Raw genomic sequence first — 19,117 nt, 5'->3', positions numbered from 1 at the left:
CAGCGTGGACAGTTCGGGCGGGGAGTCGAGGGCTGCCCCGGCCGCCGGCCCGTCAGCCGTAGATCTGGAGGAACTGCATGTCCGCGACCCTGACCGCGCCCAGACCTCCGGTCACCTCGTTTTCGGCGCGGCGGCCTCCAGTCCGGCGATGCTGCCCGACATGATCGTCCGTACGTGCTCGGTGATGTGCTCCGCGGGCCAGTCCCACCAGGCCACCGCCAGCAGCCGGGCGACGTCCTGCTCGTCGTAGCGGGTGCGGACGAGGCGGGCCGGGTTGCCGCCGACGATGCCGTAGTCGGGCACGTCCCCCGTGACCACGGCGCCGGTGGCGATGATCGCACCGTGGCCGATCCGTACCCCGGGCATGACCGTCGTACCGTGGCCGAACCAGACATCGTTGCCGACGACGGTGTCCCCCCGGCCCGGCAGCCCGGTGATCAGGTCGAAGTGTTCGGCCCACGAGCCGCCCATGGTGGGGAAGGGGAACGTCGAGGGGCCGTCCATGCGGTGGTAGGCGCCGTTCATGAGGAACCGCACGCCCGTGCCGAGCGCGCAGAACTTGCCGATGACGAGCTTCTCCGGCCCGTAGTGGTAGAGCACGTTGCGCGTCTCGAAGGCGGTCGGGTGGTCGGGGTCGTCGTAGTAGGAGTACTCCCCGACCTCGATCAGCGGGGACTTCACCAACGGTTTGAGCAGGACCACCCGGGGGTGCTCGGGCATCGGGTGGAGGACCGTCGGGTCGGCGGGTACGGGCATGGGACGTCCTTGTCGGTAGTGGGTCCGAGGCCAAGGCCATGATCGCTGTCAGACCGCAGCGGTACCGTCGGTTCATGGCTCAGCAGACGGAGACCCCCGCCGGCGAACGACGGCTCGCCACCGTCGAAGGCGTGCTCGAACGGATCACCTACGCCAACGAGGAGAACGGCTACACGGTCGCCCGTGTCGACACCGGCAGAGGCGCCGGTGATCTCCTCACCGTCGTCGGTGCGCTGCTCGGCGCGCAGGTGGGGGAGTCGCTGCGGATGGAGGGGCGCTGGGGGTCGCACCCCCAGTACGGCAAGCAGTTCACCGTCGAGAACTACACGACCGTGCTGCCGGCCACCGTCCAGGGCATACGGCGTTACCTCGGCTCGGGTCTCGTCAAGGGCATCGGGCCGGTCTTCGCCGACCGGATCACCCAGCACTTCGGCATGGACACCCTCCGGATCATCGAGGAGGAGCCGAAGCGGCTGATCGAGGTCCCCGGCCTCGGGCCGAAGCGGACGAAGAAGATCGCCGACGCCTGGGAGGAGCAGAAGGCGATCAAGGAGGTCATGCTCTTCCTCCAGACGGTCGAGGTGTCGACGTCGATCGCCGTGCGGATCTACAAGAAGTACGGCGACGCGTCGATCTCCGTCGTGAAGAACCAGCCCTACCGGCTCGCCGCCGACGTCTGGGGCATCGGGTTCCTCACCGCCGACAAGATCGCCCAGTCCGTCGGGATTCCCCATGACAGTCCGGAGCGGGTGAAGGCGGGGTTGCAGTACGCCCTGTCGCAGTCCGCCGACCAGGGGCACTGCTACCTCCCCGAGGAGCGGCTCATCGCGGACGCCGTGAAACTCCTCCAGGTCGACACCGGGCTCGTCATCGACTGTCTCGCCGAGCTGGCCGCGCCGCCCGAGGACGGGGAGGACCCGGGTGTCGTACGGGAGAAGATCCCCGGGTCCACCCCCGACGCCGAACCCGTCACCGCCGTCTACCTCGTGCCCTTCCACCGGGCCGAAGTGGCGCTCGCCGCACAGCTGTTGCGGCTGCTGCGCACCGGCGACGACCGGATGCCGTCGTTCCGGAACGTCGCCTGGGACAAGGCGCTCACCTGGCTGAAGGACCGCACCGGCGTCGACCTCGCCCCCGAGCAGGAGGCCGCCGTCAGGCTGGCGCTGACGGAGAAGGTGGCCGTGCTGACCGGCGGGCCCGGCTGCGGCAAGTCGTTCACCGTCAGGTCGATCGTGGAGCTGGCGCGGGCCAGGCGGGCCAAGGTGGTGCTCGCCGCCCCCACCGGCCGTGCCGCCAAGCGGCTCGCCGAGCTGACCGGTGCCGAGGCCTCCACCGTGCACCGCCTGCTGGAGCTGAAGCCCGGCGGTGACGCCGCCTACGACCGGGACCGGCCGCTGGATGCCGACCTGGTCGTGGTCGACGAGGCGTCGATGCTCGATCTCCTGCTCGCCAACAAGCTGGTGAAGGCCGTACCGCCCGGTGCGCACGTGCTGTTCGTCGGGGACGTCGACCAGCTGCCCAGTGTCGGGGCGGGCGAAGTGCTGCGCGATCTGCTCGCCGAGGACAGTCCCCTGCCCGCCGTCCGTCTCACCCGCGTCTTCCGGCAGGCCCAGCAGTCCGGGGTGGTGACCAACGCGCACCGGATCAACGCGGGGCAGCAGCCGGTCACCGACGGCATGAACGACTTCTTCCTGTTCGTGGAGGACGAGACGGAGGAGGCGGGCAGGCTCACCGTCGACGTCGCCGCCCGCCGGATTCCGGCCAAGTTCGGGCTCGATCCACGGCGGGACGTGCAGGTGCTCGCGCCCATGCACCGGGGGCCGGCGGGCGCGGGCGTGCTCAACGGTCTGTTGCAGCAGGCCATCACGCCCGGCCGGCCCGACCTCGCCGAGAAGCGGTTCGGCGGGCGGGTCTTCCGGGTCGGCGACAAGGTCACCCAGATTCGCAACAATTACGAGAAGGGCAAGAACGGTGTCTTCAACGGCACCGTGGGCGTGGTCACCTCGCTCGACCCGGTCGACCAGCGCCTCACGGTGCTGACCGACGAGGACGAGGAGGTTCCGTACGAGTTCGACGAACTGGACGAACTGGCCCACGCCTACGCGGTGACCATCCACCGTTCACAGGGAAGTGAATATCCCGCCGTGGTGATCCCGGTCACCACCAGTGCCTGGATGATGCTCCAACGGAACCTCATCTACACGGCGGTCACCCGGGCCAAGCAGCTGGTCGTCCTCGTCGGTTCACGCAAGGCGATCGGTCAGGCGGTGCGCACGGTGTCGGCAGGCCGGCGCTGTACGGCACTGGACTTCCGGCTCCGCGGCGGCTCGTAGGGGCTCACGGGTGACGGGCCGGGGGCCATCACAAAAAATGATCGATCAAATGAGTCGTGAAGGTCACAGACCACTTCCAGATGGCGAGACAAGGGGGCAGGATGAGCAGGTTGGCGGCACTGAGTGCCGTCGATAGGCCTGATGGTCGACCCCGAGTGCACTCTCCTGAGCCAAATGGGGGATGGTAGAGACAGTCAGGGCACCTCGAAGATGAGGCACTACGTCGGTGAGGGAAGACGTGAGCGACAACTCTGTAGTACTGCGGTACGGCGACGGCGAGTACACCTACCCGGTGGTTGACAGCACCGTCGGCGACAAGGGCTTCGACATCGGGAAGCTCCGCGCCCAGACCGGTCTGGTGACCCTGGACAGCGGATACGGCAACACGGCCGCCTATAAATCCGCAGTGACCTACCTCGATGGCGAGGCGGGCATCCTTCGGTACCGCGGCTACCCGATCGAGCAGCTGGCGGAGCGGTCCACCTTCCTGGAGGTGGCGTATCTGCTGATCAACGGTGAGCTGCCGACCGTGGACGAGCTCACCACGTTCAAGAACGAGATCACGCGGCACACCCTGCTGCACGAGGACGTCAAGAACTTCTACCGTGGCTTCCCCCGTGACGCCCACCCGATGGCCATGCTGTCGTCGGTCGTCTCGGCGCTGTCCACCTTCTATCAGGACAGCCACAACCCGTTCGACGAGAAGCAGCGCGACCTCTCCACCATCCGGCTGCTCGCCAAGCTTCCGACGATCGCCGCGTACGCGTACAAGAAGTCGGTCGGCCACCCGTTCGTCTACCCGCGCAACGACCTCTCCTACGTGGAGAACTTCCTGCGCATGACGTTCTCGGTGCCGGCGCAGGACTACGAGCTGGACCCGGTCGTCGTCTCGGCGCTCGACAAGCTGCTGATCCTGCACGCCGACCACGAGCAGAACTGTTCGACGTCGACGGTCCGTCTGGTCGGCTCGTCGCAGGCGAACATGTTCGCGTCGATCTCCGCCGGTATCTCCGCCCTCTGGGGCCCCCTGCACGGCGGCGCCAACCAGTCCGTGCTGGAGATGCTGGAGGGCATCCAGGCCAACGGCGGCGACGTCGACTCCTTCATCGCCAAGGTGAAGAACAAGGAGGACGGCGTCCGTCTGATGGGCTTCGGCCACCGGGTCTACAAGTCCTTCGACCCGCGCGCCAAGATCATCAAGTCCGCCGCGCACGACGTCCTCTCCGCGCTCGGCAAGTCCGACGAGCTGCTGGACATCGCGCTGAAGCTGGAGGAGCACGCGCTCTCCGACGACTACTTCGTCTCGCGCAACCTCTACCCGAACGTCGACTTCTACACCGGCCTGATCTACCGTGCGATGGGCTTCCCGACCGAGATGTTCACGGTCCTGTTCGCCCTCGGCCGGCTGCCGGGCTGGATCGCCCAGTGGCAGGAAATGATCAAGGAGCCGGGTTCCCGCATCGGCCGTCCGCGCCAGATCTACACGGGGGTCGTCGAGCGCGACTTCGTGCCGGTCGAGGAGCGCTGACACCAGCCCGTCAGGGGGCGCCGTCTTCTTCGGTGCCCCCGCCGCACGGTCACAGAGCCGGACGGTCACAGCCGTACGGGCACAGCGGGAAACCGTAGGCATATACGCATAGCAGAAGGCGCCCTGGAGCGCCGGTCCCCCCACGGGCCGGCGACCAGGGCGCCTTCCCGTGTCCCGGTGCGGATTCCCCCCACGGGATCCGGCCGGGCGTTCGGTATGGCAGCGCCTGAATTCGCTGCTTTGAGCACAACGAGCAAAACTCGCCGTACTACATGCCGTACACCAGTGATGCCGTGCGATCTGCCGGGACCCGTACCGCACGGGAGGGCCGCTCAAAGCTTCCCGTCGTACGTGTCCCGGCAACGCATCTCTGAGGAAGTCCCCCAAGACATCCCCAGATGCCAGGTCAGCGCCCCCCAAGACGCTGGTCTGACATCGCCAACTTAGACCTTCGAACCCCTTCGATGGTTACGTTCGCATCACTGTGATCTGCGTCTCTTGCATATGTCCGTTAGATGCGCAAGAGCCCCGATACGGCGATCGGAGCTCAAGCGTAAGGATGATGCACGAGCCTTGTGAAGAGCTTATGTGAGGTGCGCGTTGGACTCCAGGGGGACTTCGGCATCCGCTGTCGCGTACCAGCGGTAACTTTCAGCGGAAGGTGCGCAGCCGCAGGCTGTTGGTCACCACGAACACGGACGAGAAGGCCATCGCGGCCCCCGCGATCATCGGATTGAGCAGCCCGGCGGCGGCCAGGGGGAGCGCGGCCACGTTGTAGCCGAAGGCCCACACGAGGTTGCCCTTGATGGTGGCGAGGGTCCGCCGGGAGAGCCGGATCGCGTCCGCCGCCGCCCGCAGATCGCCGCGCACCAGGGTCAGATCGCCGGCCTCGATCGCCGCGTCCGTCCCCGTGCCCATCGCCAGCCCCAGGTCGGCGGTGGCCAGCGCGGCCGCGTCGTTGACGCCGTCGCCGACCATGGCGACCGTGCGCCCCTCGCGCTGCAGCCGTCGTACGGCGTCGACCTTCTCCTCGGGCAGCACCTCGGCGATCACGTCCCGCGCGTCGATCCCGACCGCCCGGGCGACCGCCTCGGCCACCGCCCGGTTGTCCCCGGTCAGCAGCACCGGCGTCAGCCCGAGGGCGCGCAGTTCGCGTACCGCCTCGGCGCTGGTCTCCCGGACCGTGTCCGCGACGGCGAGGACCCCGCGGGCCCGGCCGTCCCAGCCGACCAGGACGGCCGTACGGCCCTCCTCCTCGGCCCGGGAGCGGGCGGCGGTCAACTCCTCCGGTACGGCGTCGAAGAGGCGCCCCACGGCCACCTCGTGGCCGTCCACGCGCCCGCGCACGCCCCGTCCGGGGACGTTCTCGAAGCGCTCGGCCGCGGGCAGGGCCCCGACCCGCTCTTCCGCCCCCGCGGCGATCGCCCGCGCCACCGGATGCTCCGAGGCGTGTTCCAGCGCACCCGCGAGCCGCAGCACCTCGTCCTTGTCGGCGCCGTCGGCGACGTACACCTCCTGGAGGCTCATCCGCCCGGTGGTGACCGTCCCGGTCTTGTCGAGGACGACGGTGTCGACCCGGCGCGTGGACTCCAGCACCTCCGGGCCCTTGATGAGGATGCCGAGCTGCGCGCCCCGCCCGGTGCCGACCATCAGCGCGGTCGGCGTGGCCAGGCCCAGGGCGCACGGGCAGGCGATGATCAGCACCGCGACGGCGGCGGTGAACGCGGCGGCCGTGTCACCGGTGACGCCGAGCCAGACCCCGAAGGTCGCGAGCGCGATCAGGATGACGGCGGGGACGAAGACGGCGGAGATCCGGTCGGCGAGCCGCTGCACCTCGGCCTTGCCGTTCTGCGCGTCCTCCACCAGCCGCGCCATCCGCGCGAGCTGGGTGTCGGCCCCGACCCGGCCGGCCTCGACGACCAGCCGCCCGCCCGCGTTCACGGTGGCCCCGGTGACGGCGTCGCCCACGGTCACGTCCACCGGCACGGACTCGCCGGTCAGCATCGACGCGTCCACCGCCGAGGCGCCCTCGACCACGGTCCCGTCGGTCGCGATCTTCTCCCCGGGCCGTACGACGAACCGGTCGCCGACCGCCAGCGACGCCACCGGGACCCGCACCTCGCGCCCGTCCCGCAGCACCGCCACGTCCTTGGCGCCCAGCTCCATCAGCGCCCGCAGGGCCGCCCCCGCCCGCCGCTTGGAGCGGGCCTCCAGATAGCGGCCGAGCAGGATCAGCGCGACGACCCCGGAGGCGACCTCGAGGTAGATCGAGGACGCGCCCCCCATGCCGCCGTCCGCCCGGGAGACGGTGAACCGGAACTCGTCGTGCATGCCGGGCATGCCCGCGTCACCGAAGAACAGCGCCCACAGCGACCAGCCGAACGCGGCCAGCGTGCCGACGGAGACCAGGGTGTCCATGGTGGCCGCGCCGTGCCGGGCGTTCGTCCAGGCCGCCCGGTGGAACGGCAGGCCGCCCCAGACGACGACCGGCGCCGCGAGCGTCAGGGACAGCCACTGCCAGTTGTCGAACTGCCACGCCGGAACCATGGCGAGCAGCACCACGGGCGCGGCCAGCAGGGCGGAGACGAGCAGACGGTGACGGAGGGCGGCGAGTTCGGGATCCCGCCCGGGCTCGGCCTCCCGCTCGGGTCGCGGCTCCGGCGGCGCGGGCTCCTCGGCGGTGTAACCGGTCTTCACGACCGTGGCGATCAGGTCGGCGACCTGAACCCCCCCGGGGTATGTGACCTTCGCTTTCTCGGTCGCGTAGTTCACGGTGGCGGTGACGCCGTCCATCCGGTTGAGCTTCTTCTCGACCCGGGCGGCGCAGGAGGCGCAGGTCATCCCGCCGATGAGGAGTTCGACCTCGGCCGTCGGGCCGACGGCCGGCCCGGCTATCTGTGTCTCTGCGGTGGTGATGCTGGTCATGTCCGGACTCCAGACAACGGACCGGACCGCGCGGATCCAGTATCAGCTGGTCGACGCGGCCCGGCGGAGAGATACGTTTCCGTCGTACGTACTGCTGGTGCTGCTCGTACTGCGCGTACCGGCCGCCGCGGCTCCGACGTCAGACGCGGCCGGCGAGCTCGAAGCCCGCCTCGTCGACGGCGGCGCGGACCGCCTCCTCGTCGAGCGGGGCCGTGGAGACGACCGTGACCTCACCGCTGACCGCGACGGCCGTCACCGAGCTGACGCCGGGCAGCCCGGAGATCTCGGCGGAGACGGAACCCTCGCAGTGTCCGCAGCTCATGCCGGTCACCTTGTAGACGGCGGTCACGGAACCCGGGGTGTCGGTCTGGGCGGTCATGTCGTTCTCCTCGAGGAGGCATGTGGGGCCGGTGGGGCCCGCGAGGGAACCCCACTGTTGTCACACTATACCCCTAGGGGGTATTTCTCCAAGAGGGGTCCCGGCGCGCCAGCGAGCGCACCCAGGCGATGCCGAGCAGCGAGACGAGCACCAGCAGGCCGACCGAGAAGAGGGTGAAGAGGTGCTGCTGTGCCGTGGTGGGGTGCGGGATGTACCCCTCGGCGAACAACTGCCGGTCCAGTCCGGTACCCGCCAGCTGCGCCACCAGCCAGATCGCGATGCCGTGCGTGGAGTCCCACAGGGCGTGCAGCAGGGCGACGCCGAGGTAGGTGCCCACGACCGGGGTGGTGAGGCGGAATCGGCCGTTCGGACGGCGGCAGGAGAGCAACACACCGCCCGCGATCGCCGTCCACAGGCCGTGTCCGAAGGGGGCCAACACCCCGCGCAGTATCTCCGTCTCGATCAGCGCCCGCAGGTCGATGCCCTCGGTGGAGACCGCCGCGTTGAAGGCGTAGCCGGCGCTCTCCAGGGCCGCGAAGCCGAACCCGACGGCGGCGCCGAGCACCAGCCCGGCCCGCATGCCCCGGATCCCGGACAGCCGGCGCAGCACGAACATCAGCGCGCCGAGCTTCACCGCCTCCTCGATCAGGCCGACGGCGACGAACATCCCCCAGGAGGGGCGGACGAGGTAGGACTCCATCACCGAGGCGCCCAGCACCCCGAGCGTGCCGCCGGTCAGGAAGCAGCCGAGGATCGCGCTGACACCGAGGTCGCGGCCGTGCCGCTCGTACGCCCACAGCACGAAGGCGACCGGGACGAGAAAGCTGCCGAGCAGGATGAGCGTCGGCAGCAGCGTGGTGTTCTTCGTCGCGTACGTCACCACCACCGTCAGCGCCCACAACGCGAGCCCGCCGCCGAGGCAGCGCTTCCACAGACCGGTGCGGATACGGGGGTACGGCGGTGGCGGCTGCTGCGGACCGGGGATACGGGCCTGCGGCCGACGGGGCGGCGGAGAGTGGGTCACGGCGGGATCCCCCTGAGTGCTCCTGCGGGTGCGGGCGCGGTGCGGGTGGCGGGTCGGTACTGGGGTGGTTACCCGCACTTTAGGCATATGCGCCGAATGTCGCAGTCCGAAGCGGACGTGAGGGACACCCCCGGCCCCGGCGACACCACGCACGGCGAGGCCCCGGCGAAGGCCGCCGCCGAGTGCCCCGACGCGCACGGGGCCGTGTCGGTATGCGGCTCCGCCGCGCACCCGGCAGCCGCCCCCCGGGCCGTCGTCCCGTCGCCGCCGACCGCGGCGGGCCGGAACCGGTGCTGCGTCGCGCCCCCCCGTGCCCATTAGCCTTCGCGCAGCCCCCGAAAGGAGCACCCGCGCATGCGAGCAGTCGTCTACGACCACTACGGCAGCCCCGCCGAGGTACGGGACGTGCCGGACCCCCGGCCGGCCCCGCACGGAGTGGTGGTCAGGGTCGAGGCCACCGGCCTGTGCCGGAGCGACTGGCACGGCTGGGCGGGCCACGTCCCGGACATCACGCTTCCGCACGTGCCCGGCCACGAACTCGCCGGTGTGGTCGAGGAGGTCGGCGCGGCGGTGACCGGCCGGCGCCCCGGCGACCGGGTCACCGTCCCCTTCGTCTGCGCCTGCGGCGGCTGCCCGTCCTGCGCCGCCGGCGACCAGCAGGTCTGCGAACGCCAGACCCAGCCCGGCTTCACGCACTGGGGCTCCTTCGCCCAGTACGTGGCCCTCGACCACGCCGACGTGAACCTGGTGGCGATCCCGCAGGACATGGCGTACACGACGGCCGCCTCCCTCGGCTGCCGCTTCGGGACGGCGTTCCGCGCGGTGGTGCAGCGCGGCAGGGTCGCGGCCGGGGAATGGGTGTCGGTGTACGGCTGCGGAGGCGTGGGCCTGTCGGCGGTGATGATCGCGGCGGCGGCCGGCGCGCGGGTGGTCGCGGTCGACGTGTCGCCCCAGGCCCTGGACCTGGCAAGGAGGTTCGGCGCGGCGCACTGCGTGGACGCCGCGGCCGTCGACGACCCCGCGGCGGCGGTCCGTGAGCTGACCGCCGGCGGCAGCCACCTCTCCCTGGACGCCCTCGGCTCACCACCCACCGCCACCGCCTCCGTCAACTCCCTGCGCCGCCGCGGCCGTCACGTGCAGGTGGGCCTGCTGCCGTCCCCGGACGGCACCACCCCCGTACCCCTGGCCCGCGCGCTCGCCCTGGAACTGGACCTCCTCGGCAGCCACGGCATGGCGGCGCACGCCTACCCCGCCATGGTCGAACTGGTCCGCGCGGGCACCCTCCGCCCCGACCTCCTGGTGACCTCGACGATCACCCTGGACGCGGCCCCGCAGGCCCTGGCGGCGATGGGCGGGGCGCCGGCGGCGGCGGGGGTGACGGTCATCGAGCCGTGGGCCTGAGCGTCGAGCCGGGCACGGTTCAGGCCTCTCTGCGGTTTCTGTTGCCCGGCCGGGAGGCGACCCAGGCGCGGACCGTGTCGGCGTACCAGTAGGGCTTGCCGCCCTCGACGTGGTCGGGTGGCGGGAGCAGCCCGTGTTTGCGGTAGGAGCGGACGGTGTCGGGCTGCACCCGGATGTGTGCCGCGATCTCCTTGTAGGACCAGAGCCGTCGGTCGGTCATGAGGTGCACCTCCCTGCGCGCACCGCGGAGGCGACCGGAATCGGTCGTCGGGGGAGCCGGGCGCTGCGCTGGCGATCACAAAGCCTGTGCCCCGTGAACGACGGAGAGTGACTGTGAGCAAGCGGCTGTGGGCCGGGTGTGACCGAGAACCCGCGTAGGCGCGACATGTGTGACACAAGAGGGGTGTTTGTGACACAGCTGGAGCACAGGTGCGTGCGAGCGCGTCAGCGAGGCGAGTTGACATTGCGTGGGGCGCTGGGAGCGGGCCGGGGCCGCCGCGCCGGGTCCGGCCCACCGGTGTGGTCTCGTCCGAATGTCTGGACAAACCATTGACACGACCTCCTGTCCGGGACTACAAACCGGGGGAGAGCCGTGACGAAGGGAAGCCGATGGCGTACGACCTGATCACCATGGGGCGGATCGGGGTGGATCTCTATCCACTCCAGACCGGTGTCCCGCTCGCCCAGGTGTCGTCCTTCGGCAAGTTCCTCGGCGGGTCGGCGACGAACGTGGCCGTGGCGGCCGCCCGCCTCGGCCGGAACACCGCCGTCATCACCCGCACCGGGGAGGACGCCTTCGGCGCCTACCTGCACGAGGCGCTGCGCGACTTCGGGGTGGACGACCGCTGGGTCACCGCCGTGCCCGGACTGAACACCCCGGTCACCTTCTGCGAGGTCTTCCCGCCGGACGACTTCCCGCTGTACTTCTACCGGCAGCCCAAGGCCCCGGACCTGGAGATCGACGCCCACGACCTGGACCTCGACGCCGTCCGGGAGGCCCGCATCTTCTGGGTGACCGGCACCGGCCTGAGCGAGGAGCCCAGCCGTACGGCGACCCTCGCGGCCCTCGCCCACCGCGCCAAGGCCGGGACCACCGTCTTCGACCTCGACTGGCGGCCGATGTTCTGGAGCGACCCGGACGCCGCCCGCCCCTTCTACGCCGAGGCCCTCAAGCACACCACCGTCGCCGTCGGCAACCTCGACGAGGTCGAGGTGGCGACCGGCGTGCGGGAGCCGCAGGCCGCCGCGCAGGCCCTGCTCGACGCCGGGGTCGAGATCGCCGTCGTCAAGCAGGGGCCCAAGGGCGTCCTCGCCGTCAACCGGGACGGCGCCTTTGCCGAGGTGCCGCCGCTGCCGGTGAACGTCCTCAACGGGCTCGGCGCCGGTGACGCCTTCGGCGGTTCCCTCTGCCACGGCCTCCTCGAAGGCTGGGACCTGGAGAAGATCATGCGGCACGCCAACGCGGCCGGCGCCATCGTGGCCTCCCGTCTGGAGTGCTCCTCCGCCATGCCGACCGGCGAAGAGATCACGGCCGCGCTCGCCGCCGGAGCGGTGCTGTGAGGGCCGGCCGCGTCGCGGGCGCGCACCACGACGGAGCGACCCCCGCCCGGCAGCCGGGCGTGGACATCGCGGCCCTCGTCCACACCCGCACCCATCACCCCGAGGCCATCGCCGAGGCGGCCGCCCGGAGAACCCGCCGTCCGCTCCTCAACGAGGACGGCAGGCTGATGATCGTCGCCGCCGACCACCCGGCCCGCGGTGCCCTCGGCGTGGGCGGCGACAAGCTCGCCATGGCCAACCGGGCGGAACTGCTGGAGCGGCTCTGCCTGGCGCTGTCCCGGCCCGGCGTCGACGGCGTCCTCGCCACCGCCGACATCCTCGACGACCTGCTGCTGCTCGGCGTCCTCGACGGCAAGGTCGTCATGGGCTCGATGAACCGCGGCGGACTGCAGGGCGCCCGCTTCGAACTCGACGACCGGTTCACCGGGCACCGCGCCGAGGACATACAGCGCCTCGGGTTCGACGCCGGCAAGCTGCTGCTGCGGATCGACTACGACGACCCGGGCTCGCTGACCACCCTGGAGTCCACCGCCCGCGCCATCGACGACATGGCCGCGCGCCGGCTCCCGGTCTTCGTCGAGCCGTTCATCAGCGGCCGCACCCCCGAGGGCAAGGTCAGGAACGACCTGTCCGCCGAGGCGGTCACCCGGTCCATCGCCATCGCCTCGGGCCTCGGCGGGAGTTCGGCCTACACCTGGCTGAAGCTCCCGGTCACCGAGAACCCCGACGACATGGCCCAGGTCATGGAGACGTCCACGCTGCCGGCGGTGCTGCTGGGCGGCGAGGTCGGAGACGACCAGGACGGCGCTTACGAGAAGTGGCGCAGCGCCCTCCAACTCCCCACCGTGCGCGGCCTGGTGGTCGGCCGCTCGCTGCTGTACCCGGCGGACGGCGACGTGGCCGCCGCCGTGGACACCGCCGTAGGACTGCTGTGAGGCCCTGATGACGACCAACGAGCTGCACCTGGGCAAGGGTTCGACCGCGAACGCACAGTACGTGCTCGACATCGACCCGAAGCGGGCCGGCTGGGCGCACAGCAGCCTGCGCATCGTCGAACTGCCGCCTGGCGGTAGCCACTTGTTCACCACGGGGGACAGTGAGTGGATCGTGCTTCCGCTGGCAGGCGGTTGTACGGTGCGAACGGAGGGAACAGAGTTCCAGATCCTGGGCCGGGAGAGCGTGTTCGCCGGAGTCTCCGACTTCGTCTACGTGCCCCGGGACGCCCAGGTCCAGATCGCCTCCGGCGCGGGAGGCCGCTTCGCCCTGGCAGGAGCGAAGTGCGAGCGACGACTCCCCGCCCGCTACGGCCCCGCGCCGGAGGTCCCCGTCGAAGACCGCGGCAGCGGCACCAGCGCCCGCCGGGTGCGCAACTTCGCCTCCGCCGACGCCTTCGAGTGCGACAAGCTCATCGCCGTCGAGGTCATCACCCCCGGCGGCAACTGGTCCTCGTACCCGTCGCACAAGCACGACGAGCACCGGCCCGGCGAGGAGTCGGAGCTGGAGGAGATCTACTACTTCGAGATCGACGGACCGAACGGTTTCGGCTATCAGCGCGTATTCCCCTCCCGTGAGGGCGGTACGGACGTCCTCGCCGAGGTCCGCTCCGGCGACGTCGTGCTGGTCCCCGACGGATGGCACGGCCCGTCGATCGCGCAGCCCGGGCACGACATGTACTACCTCAACGTCATGGCGGGGCCGGGTGAGACGCGGGAGTGGCGGATCTGCTTCCACCCGGACCATACCGAGGGGTATCGATGACGATACGACTCACCGTCGCGCAAGCGCTTGTCCGCTTCCTCGCCGCCCAGTACACCGAACGGGACGGCGAGCGCCGCCGCCTGATCGGCGCCACCTGGGGCATCTTCGGCCACGGCAACGTGGCCGGCCTCGGCCAGGCACTCCTGGAACACGCGGACGACATGCCGTACCACCAGGGCCGCAACGAACAGGCCATGGTGCACGCGGCCGTCGGCTACGCGCGTCAGTCGAACCGTCTCGCCACACACGCCGTCACCACCTCCATCGGCCCCGGCGCCACCAACCTGGTCACCGGCGCCGCCCTCGCCACGATCAACCACCTGCCGGTCCTGCTCCTGCCCGGCGACGTCTTCGCGACCCGCCCCGCCGACCCGGTCCTCCAGCAGCTCGAAGTCCCGCACGCCGCCGACCTGTCGGTCAACGACACCCTGCGCCCGGTGTCGAGGTTCTTCGACCGGATCAACCGCCCCGAGCAGCTGATCCCGTCGGCCCTGCACGCCATGCGCGTGCTCACCGACCCCGTCGACACCGGCGCCGTGACGCTCGCGCTCCCGCAGGACGTCCAGGCCGAGGCGTACGACTGGCCGGAGGAGTTCTTCGCCGAGCGGGTGTGGACCGTACGACGGCCGGGCGCCGACCCGGTCGAACTCGCCGCCGCCGTCAGGGCGATCAGGAGTGCCGAGCGCCCCCTGGTCATCGCGGGCGGCGGGGTCCACCACAGCCGCGCCGAAGCCGTCCTCGCCGAGTTCGCCGAGGCCACCCGCATCCCGGTGGCGTCCACGCAGGCCGGCAAGGGCTCGCTGCGCTGGGACCACCCGCAGGACGTCGGCGGCATCGGCCACACCGGCACCGCCACCGCCGACGAACTCGCCCGCACCGCCGACCTGGTGATCGGCGTCGGCACCCGCTACACCGACTTCACCACGGCCTCCGGCACCCTCTTCGAGAACCCGGACGTCCGCTTCCTCAACCTCAACATCGCGCCCCACGACGGCCACAAGCTCGCCGGCCTGCCCCTGATCGCCGACGCCCGCGGCGGCCTCGCCGGCCTGACCCAGGCGCTGGCGCTGCACGACCACCGCGTGGCCGACTCCTACGTCACCGAGTACACCGAGGACAAGGAGCGCTGGGAACAGCGCGTCGACGCCTGCTACGAGGCCGAGGAACCGGACATCCGGCCGACCCAGCCGCAGGTCCTCGGCGCCCTGGACGCGCTCGTCGACGAGACGGACGTGGTGATCAACGCGGCCGGCTCGCTCCCCGGCGACCTGCACCGGATGTGGCGGACCCGGTCGCGGGACCAGTACCACCTGGAGTACGGCTACTCGTGCATGGGCTACGAGATCCCGGCCGCCATCGGGGTGAAACTCGCGGCGCCGGAGCGGAACGTGTGGGCGCTGGTCGGCGACGGCACGTATCTGATGATGCCGACCGAGATCGTCACCGCCGTGCAGGAGGGGATAGCCATCAAGGTGCTGCTGGTGCAGAACCACGGCTACGCCTCCATCGGCGGACTCTCCGAGTCGGTGGGCGGCGAGCGGTTCGGCACCGCCTACCGCTTCCCCTCGGCGGACGGCACCTTCACCGGCGCCCCGCTCCCCGTCGACCTGGCCGCCAACGCGGCCAGCCTCGGCATGCGCGTCCTGCGCGCCAAGACCGTCCGTGACCTGCGCTCGGCGCTCGCCGAGGCGCGGGCCGCCGACACTCCCACATGTGTCTACGTGGAGACCGAAACGGCCGACACTGTGTCGGGCCCGCCTCCCGCGCAGGCCTGGTGGGATGTACCTGTGGCCGCGACCGCGACCCGATCGTCCGCGGTCAAGGCACGTGAGCTGTACGAACGGCACGTCTCGACCCGACGCCGTCATCTGTGAAGGAGCAACCGGTCATGACGAAGATCGTCAACCACTGGATCGGCGGCAAGTCCGTCGACGGCACGTCGGGCAATTTCGGGCCGGTCACCGACCCGGCCACCGGCGCGGTCACCACGAAGGTCGCGTTCGCGTCCGTCGACGAGGTCGACGCCGCGGTCGCCGCCGCCAAGGACGCCTACGCGACCTGGGGCCAGTCCTCGCTGGCCAAGCGCACGGAGATCCTGTTCCGCTTCCGCGCCCTGCTGGACGCCAACCGGGACGCGATCGCCGAGCTGATCACCGCCGAGCACGGCAAGGTGCACTCGGACGCGCTCGGCGAGGTCGCGCGCGGCCTGGAGATCGTGGACCTGGCCTGCGGCATCAACGTGCAGCTGAAGGGCGAGCTGTCGACGCAGGTCGCGTCCCGCGTGGACGTCTCCTCGATCCGCCAGCCGCTGGGCGTCGTCGCGGGCATCACGCCGTTCAACTTCCCGGCGATGGTCCCGATGTGGATGTTCCCGATCGCCATCGCGACCGGCAACACCTTCGTCCTCAAGCCGTCCGAGAAGGACCCGTCGGCGTCGGTCAAGATCGCCGAGCTGCTGGCGGAGGCCGGGCTGCCCGACGGCGTCTTCAACGTCGTGCACGGCGACAAGGTGGCCGTGGACCGCCTCCTGGAGCACCCGGACGTCAAGGCCGTCTCGTTCGTCGGCTCGACCCCGATCGCCCGCCACATCCACACCACCGCCTCCGCCAACCACAAGCGGGTGCAGGCCCTGGGCGGCGCCAAGAACCACATGCTGGTCCTCCCGGACGCCGACCTGGACGCGGCGGCCGACGCGGCCGTCTCCGCGGCCTACGGCTCGGCGGGCGAGCGCTGCATGGCCATCTCGGCCGTGGTCGCCGTCGGCGCGATCGGCGACGAGCTGGTGGAGAAGATCCGCGAGCGCGCCGAGAAGATCAAGATCGGCCCCGGCAACGACCCGACGTCGGAGATGGGCCCGCTGATCACGGCCGTGCACCGCGACAAGGTGGCGTCCTACGTCACCGGCGCGGCCGCCGAGGGCTGCGAGGTCGTCCTGGACGGCACCGGCTACACGGTGGACGGCTTCGAGGACGGCCACTGGATCGGCATCTCGCTGCTCGACAAGGTGCCCACGTCCGCGAAGGCCTACCAGGACGAGATCTTCGGCCCGGTGCTGTGCGTGCTGCGCGTGGACACCTACGAGGACGGTGTGGCCCTCATCAACGCCTCGCCGTTCGGCAACGGCACCGCGATCTTCACCCGGGACGGCGGCGCCGCCCGCCGCTTCCAGCTGGAGATCGAGGCCGGCATGGTCGGCGTGAACGTCCCGATCCCGGTCCCCGTCGGCTACCACAGCTTCGGCGGCTGGAAGGACTCGCTCTTCGGCGACCACCACATCTACGGCAACGACGGCACGCACTTCTACACCCGCGGCAAGGTCGTCACGACCCGCTGGCCGGACCCGTCCGAGGCCCCCGCCGGAGTCGACCTGGGCTTCCCGCGCAACCACTGAGAGCGACCGACCGACCCGGTCGAGGCCGTCCGGATACCGGACGGCCTCGACTTTTTTTGTCGGCGGTGCTGCGGTTCCCGTGCGGACGGGATGAAACGGATGACTTAAGCAGTCCTGGCGGGTGACCTTCGAAACCAAGGTCATGCGATCGAGAGGCTTGATGATTGCCCTCTTCGCGTGTTCGGCCCTGTGAAAGCGATGTGACCTCGGTCGCTTTACGAGTACGGAATCCGAAGGTAAACAGCCATTGACGCAGCGGTTTTCGTCGGGGTTCCATGCAGCACAGCCCAACCGCCGGAGGCATCCGCACGACGCGATCGGAACCGCCGCATGACCGACACGCTCCGCCCCGTCGAGACCGCCCTCCCCGAGGTGTCCGACGGCCCCAAGACGCTCAAGCGCTCCATCGGCGTGGTCGGCGGCACCCTCCTGACCCTGTCCTGCGTGACCCCCGCCTCGACGCTCTTCGTGGTCGTCCCCGACCTGTTCGGCTCCCTGGGCACCGCCACCGCCCTGACGATCGCCATCGGCTCCCTCCTCTGTATCGCCGTGGCGTTCTGCTACTCGGAGCTGGGCACGCTCATCCCGAGCGCGGGCGGCGAGTACGCGATGGTCTCCTCGATGGCGGGCCGCCTGGCCGGCTGGCTGGTCTTCGTCCTCTCCCTGCTCGTCGTGATGATCGTGCCCCCGGTGATCGCCATGGGCACGGCCGACTACCTGGCCCCGATCGTCCACCTGGACCCCGCCATGACCGGCGCCGGCGTGATGCTCCTCGCGACCCTCGCCGGCCTCCTGGACCTGCGCGCGAACGCCTGGATCACCGGCATCTTCCTGGTCCTGGAGGTCATCGCGGCGGGCGTGGTGGCCGTGCTGGGCTTCTCCCACAGCCACCGCGGAGCCGGCAGCCTCACCTCCATGCAGGTGGCGGACACCGGCGGCCACACCACCACCGTCACCGCGATGCTGGTGGTCTCCGGACTGGCCATCGCCCTCTTCGTCACCCAGGGCTTCTCCACGGCGGTCTACCTCTCCGAGGAACTGGAGAACCCGCGCCGCAACGTCGCCCGTACGGTCCTGGCCACCCTCGCGATCTCCACGGTGATCATCCTGGTCCCGGTGGCGGCGATCACCATGGGCGCGTCCGACCTCAAGGAGCTGACGGGCGGCGACATCAGCTCCATGGTCACCGCCTGGTCCAACTCCGCGGTCGGCACCTTCGTCAGCCTCTGCGTGGCCCTCGCGATCATCAACGCGGGCATCGTCATGGTCATCCAGAACTCCCGCGTCCTGTTCGCCTCGGCCCGCGACAAGGCCTGGCCCGGCCCGGTCAACACGGCCCTGTCCCGGCTCGGCCGCTTCGGCTCCCCCTGGGTGGCCACCCTCGCCGTCGGCGTCCCCGGCGCCCTGCTCTGCTTCGTCAACCTGGACACCCTGTACGGCGTGACGGGCGTGTCGGTGACCGGCATGTACCTCCTGGTCGCCGTCGCCGCGCTGCTGGCCCGCCGGGGCGCCCACAAGCACACCCCGGCCTGGCGCATGCCCCTCTGGCCGGCCATGCCGATCGTGCTCATCGTCGTCCTCGCCTACATCCTCACCCAGCAGGAAACGATCTACCTCCTCTGGACCGGCGGCATCACAGCAGCGGCAACCCTCTACTGGGCCTTCTACCTCCGCCCCCGCAAGGAAACCCACTGGGTGGTCTCGATCCCGGAGGACGTCCAGTCCTGAAGAGGGGGCGACTGCAGCGCCCCGTCAGGGGCGCGGGGAACTGCGCGACAAGCCCCCACCCACCCGCACCCGAAGTCATGCCGGTGTACCGCACCCGAAGTACGCGGCAACGCGGTCGTACTCCTCGGGGATGGCCAGGGGTTCACCCCAGCGTCGGCATCGGATGTCAGTCCAGGCCCGTACCGTTGAGGGCATGGATCTTCGACCCCCCGGCCTACGAGCCCTGCTTCGGCGGGCGCGCCGCCCCAAGGGCGGCCCGGGCCCCCGCGCCGGGGACGGGGGCGGCCGCCCCCCCGCCGGCGCGCCCCCCCCCCCCCCCCCCCCCCCCCACCCC

14 protein-coding genes are annotated in these 19,117 nt (G+C 70.7%); 9 read left to right on the top strand and 5 right to left on the bottom strand.

Going from position 1 to position 19,117, the window contains the following annotated elements; translation table 11 throughout:
- Positions 1–111: 111 nt before the first annotated feature.
- The gene (locus tag ACFWXC_RS49805; RefSeq protein ID WP_384490389.1) at positions 112–756 is read right to left on the bottom strand and encodes a CatB-related O-acetyltransferase; all 645 of its coding nucleotides are present in this window, start codon (positions 754–756) and stop codon (positions 112–114) included.
- Between the two features lie 74 nt (positions 757–830).
- Here ACFWXC_RS49805 and ACFWXC_RS49800 point away from each other — a divergent pair, with 74 nt between their 5' ends.
- Complete coding sequence (locus tag ACFWXC_RS49800; RefSeq protein WP_384490387.1) at positions 831–3,089, top strand: ATP-dependent RecD-like DNA helicase; 2,259 nt, start codon at positions 831–833, stop codon at positions 3,087–3,089.
- A 238-nt stretch (positions 3,090–3,327) separates the two neighbouring features.
- Complete coding sequence (locus ACFWXC_RS49795; protein ID WP_384490385.1) at positions 3,328–4,617, top strand: citrate synthase; 1,290 nt, start codon at positions 3,328–3,330, stop codon at positions 4,615–4,617.
- A gap of 651 nt (positions 4,618–5,268) precedes the next feature.
- Here ACFWXC_RS49795 and ACFWXC_RS49790 read toward each other — a convergent pair.
- The 3 genes from ACFWXC_RS49790 to ACFWXC_RS49780 form a co-directional block, all read right to left on the bottom strand.
- Entirely contained in the window at positions 5,269–7,542 is a 2,274-nt protein-coding gene (locus ACFWXC_RS49790) for a heavy metal translocating P-type ATPase (RefSeq protein ID WP_384490382.1), read from the bottom strand.
- Positions 7,543–7,681: 139 nt separating this feature from the next.
- Positions 7,682–7,921 (bottom strand): heavy-metal-associated domain-containing protein, encoded by a 240-nt coding sequence (locus ACFWXC_RS49785; RefSeq protein WP_384490380.1) that lies wholly within the window; start codon positions 7,919–7,921, stop codon positions 7,682–7,684.
- Positions 7,922–7,994: 73 nt separating this feature from the next.
- On the bottom strand, positions 7,995–8,945 hold the full coding sequence (locus ACFWXC_RS49780; protein ID WP_384490378.1) for a PrsW family intramembrane metalloprotease: 951 nt from the start codon (positions 8,943–8,945) through the stop codon (positions 7,995–7,997).
- Positions 8,946–9,299: 354 nt separating this feature from the next.
- Here ACFWXC_RS49780 and ACFWXC_RS49775 point away from each other — a divergent pair, with 354 nt between their 5' ends.
- Entirely contained in the window at positions 9,300–10,346 is a 1,047-nt protein-coding gene (locus tag ACFWXC_RS49775; protein ID WP_384490376.1) for a zinc-binding dehydrogenase, read from the top strand.
- A 19-nt stretch (positions 10,347–10,365) separates the two neighbouring features.
- Here ACFWXC_RS49775 and ACFWXC_RS49770 read toward each other — a convergent pair whose 3' ends face one another.
- Entirely contained in the window at positions 10,366–10,566 is a 201-nt protein-coding gene (locus ACFWXC_RS49770; RefSeq protein ID WP_351690851.1) for a MerR family transcriptional regulator, read from the bottom strand.
- Positions 10,567–10,955: 389 nt separating this feature from the next.
- On the opposite strand from ACFWXC_RS49770, the gene iolC reads away from it, so the two are divergent.
- The 6 genes from iolC to ACFWXC_RS49740 all read left to right on the top strand — a co-directional run bounded on the left by iolC (position 10,956) and on the right by ACFWXC_RS49740 (position 18,783).
- Positions 10,956–11,906 carry a 5-dehydro-2-deoxygluconokinase gene (gene iolC / locus ACFWXC_RS49765; protein ID WP_384490374.1) on the top strand — a complete coding sequence of 317 codons (951 nt, stop codon included), beginning with the start codon at positions 10,956–10,958 and terminating at the stop codon, positions 11,904–11,906.
- Entirely contained in the window at positions 11,903–12,841 is a 939-nt protein-coding gene (locus ACFWXC_RS49760) for a deoxyribose-phosphate aldolase (RefSeq protein WP_384490372.1), read from the top strand. The genes iolC and ACFWXC_RS49760 overlap by 4 nt, the downstream gene beginning before the upstream one ends.
- Positions 12,842–12,848: 7 nt before the next feature.
- Positions 12,849–13,664 (top strand): 5-deoxy-glucuronate isomerase, encoded by an 816-nt coding sequence (iolB, locus tag ACFWXC_RS49755; protein ID WP_384490370.1) that lies wholly within the window; start codon positions 12,849–12,851, stop codon positions 13,662–13,664.
- Positions 13,661–15,538, top strand: coding sequence for a 3D-(3,5/4)-trihydroxycyclohexane-1,2-dione acylhydrolase (decyclizing) (gene iolD, locus ACFWXC_RS49750; protein ID WP_384490368.1), 1,878 nt, complete (start codon positions 13,661–13,663; stop codon positions 15,536–15,538). Before iolB ends, iolD begins: the two co-directional genes overlap by 4 nt.
- A 14-nt stretch (positions 15,539–15,552) precedes the next feature.
- Positions 15,553–17,055, top strand: a complete 1,503-nt coding sequence (gene mmsA, locus ACFWXC_RS49745) for a CoA-acylating methylmalonate-semialdehyde dehydrogenase (protein WP_384490366.1) — start codon at positions 15,553–15,555, stop codon at positions 17,053–17,055.
- A gap of 330 nt (positions 17,056–17,385) precedes the next feature.
- On the top strand, positions 17,386–18,783 hold the full coding sequence (locus ACFWXC_RS49740; protein ID WP_384490363.1) for an APC family permease: 1,398 nt from the start codon (positions 17,386–17,388) through the stop codon (positions 18,781–18,783).
- Positions 18,784–19,117 lie beyond the last annotated feature (334 nt).

This window comes from Streptomyces sp. NPDC058683 (genome assembly GCF_042716195.1).
Lineage (GTDB): Bacteria > Actinomycetota > Actinomycetes > Streptomycetales > Streptomycetaceae > Streptomyces.
This window is presented reverse-complemented; position numbering and strand designations above follow the sequence as displayed.

What these genes read in the sequence shown, in the direction of transcription:
- iolB (WP_384490370.1), top strand. Translation starts at nt 12,849, where the DNA reads ATGACGACCAACGAGCTGCACCTGGGCAAGGGTTCGACCGCGAACGCA.
- ACFWXC_RS49740 (WP_384490363.1), top strand. Translation starts at nt 17,386, where the DNA reads ATGACCGACACGCTCCGCCCCGTCGAGACCGCCCTCCCCGAGGTGTCC.
- ACFWXC_RS49770 (WP_351690851.1), bottom strand. Translation starts at nt 10,566, where the DNA reads ATGACCGACCGACGGCTCTGGTCCTACAAGGAGATCGCGGCACACATC.
- ACFWXC_RS49800 (WP_384490387.1), top strand. Translation starts at nt 831, where the DNA reads ATGGCTCAGCAGACGGAGACCCCCGCCGGCGAACGACGGCTCGCCACC.
- ACFWXC_RS49805 (WP_384490389.1), bottom strand. Translation starts at nt 756, where the DNA reads ATGCCCGTACCCGCCGACCCGACGGTCCTCCACCCGATGCCCGAGCAC.
- iolC (WP_384490374.1), top strand. Translation starts at nt 10,956, where the DNA reads ATGGCGTACGACCTGATCACCATGGGGCGGATCGGGGTGGATCTCTAT.
- ACFWXC_RS49790 (WP_384490382.1), bottom strand. Translation starts at nt 7,542, where the DNA reads ATGACCAGCATCACCACCGCAGAGACACAGATAGCCGGGCCGGCCGTC.
- mmsA (WP_384490366.1), top strand. Translation starts at nt 15,553, where the DNA reads ATGACGAAGATCGTCAACCACTGGATCGGCGGCAAGTCCGTCGACGGC.
- ACFWXC_RS49785 (WP_384490380.1), bottom strand. Translation starts at nt 7,921, where the DNA reads ATGACCGCCCAGACCGACACCCCGGGTTCCGTGACCGCCGTCTACAAG.
- ACFWXC_RS49775 (WP_384490376.1), top strand. Translation starts at nt 9,300, where the DNA reads ATGCGAGCAGTCGTCTACGACCACTACGGCAGCCCCGCCGAGGTACGG.
- iolD (WP_384490368.1), top strand. Translation starts at nt 13,661, where the DNA reads ATGACGATACGACTCACCGTCGCGCAAGCGCTTGTCCGCTTCCTCGCC.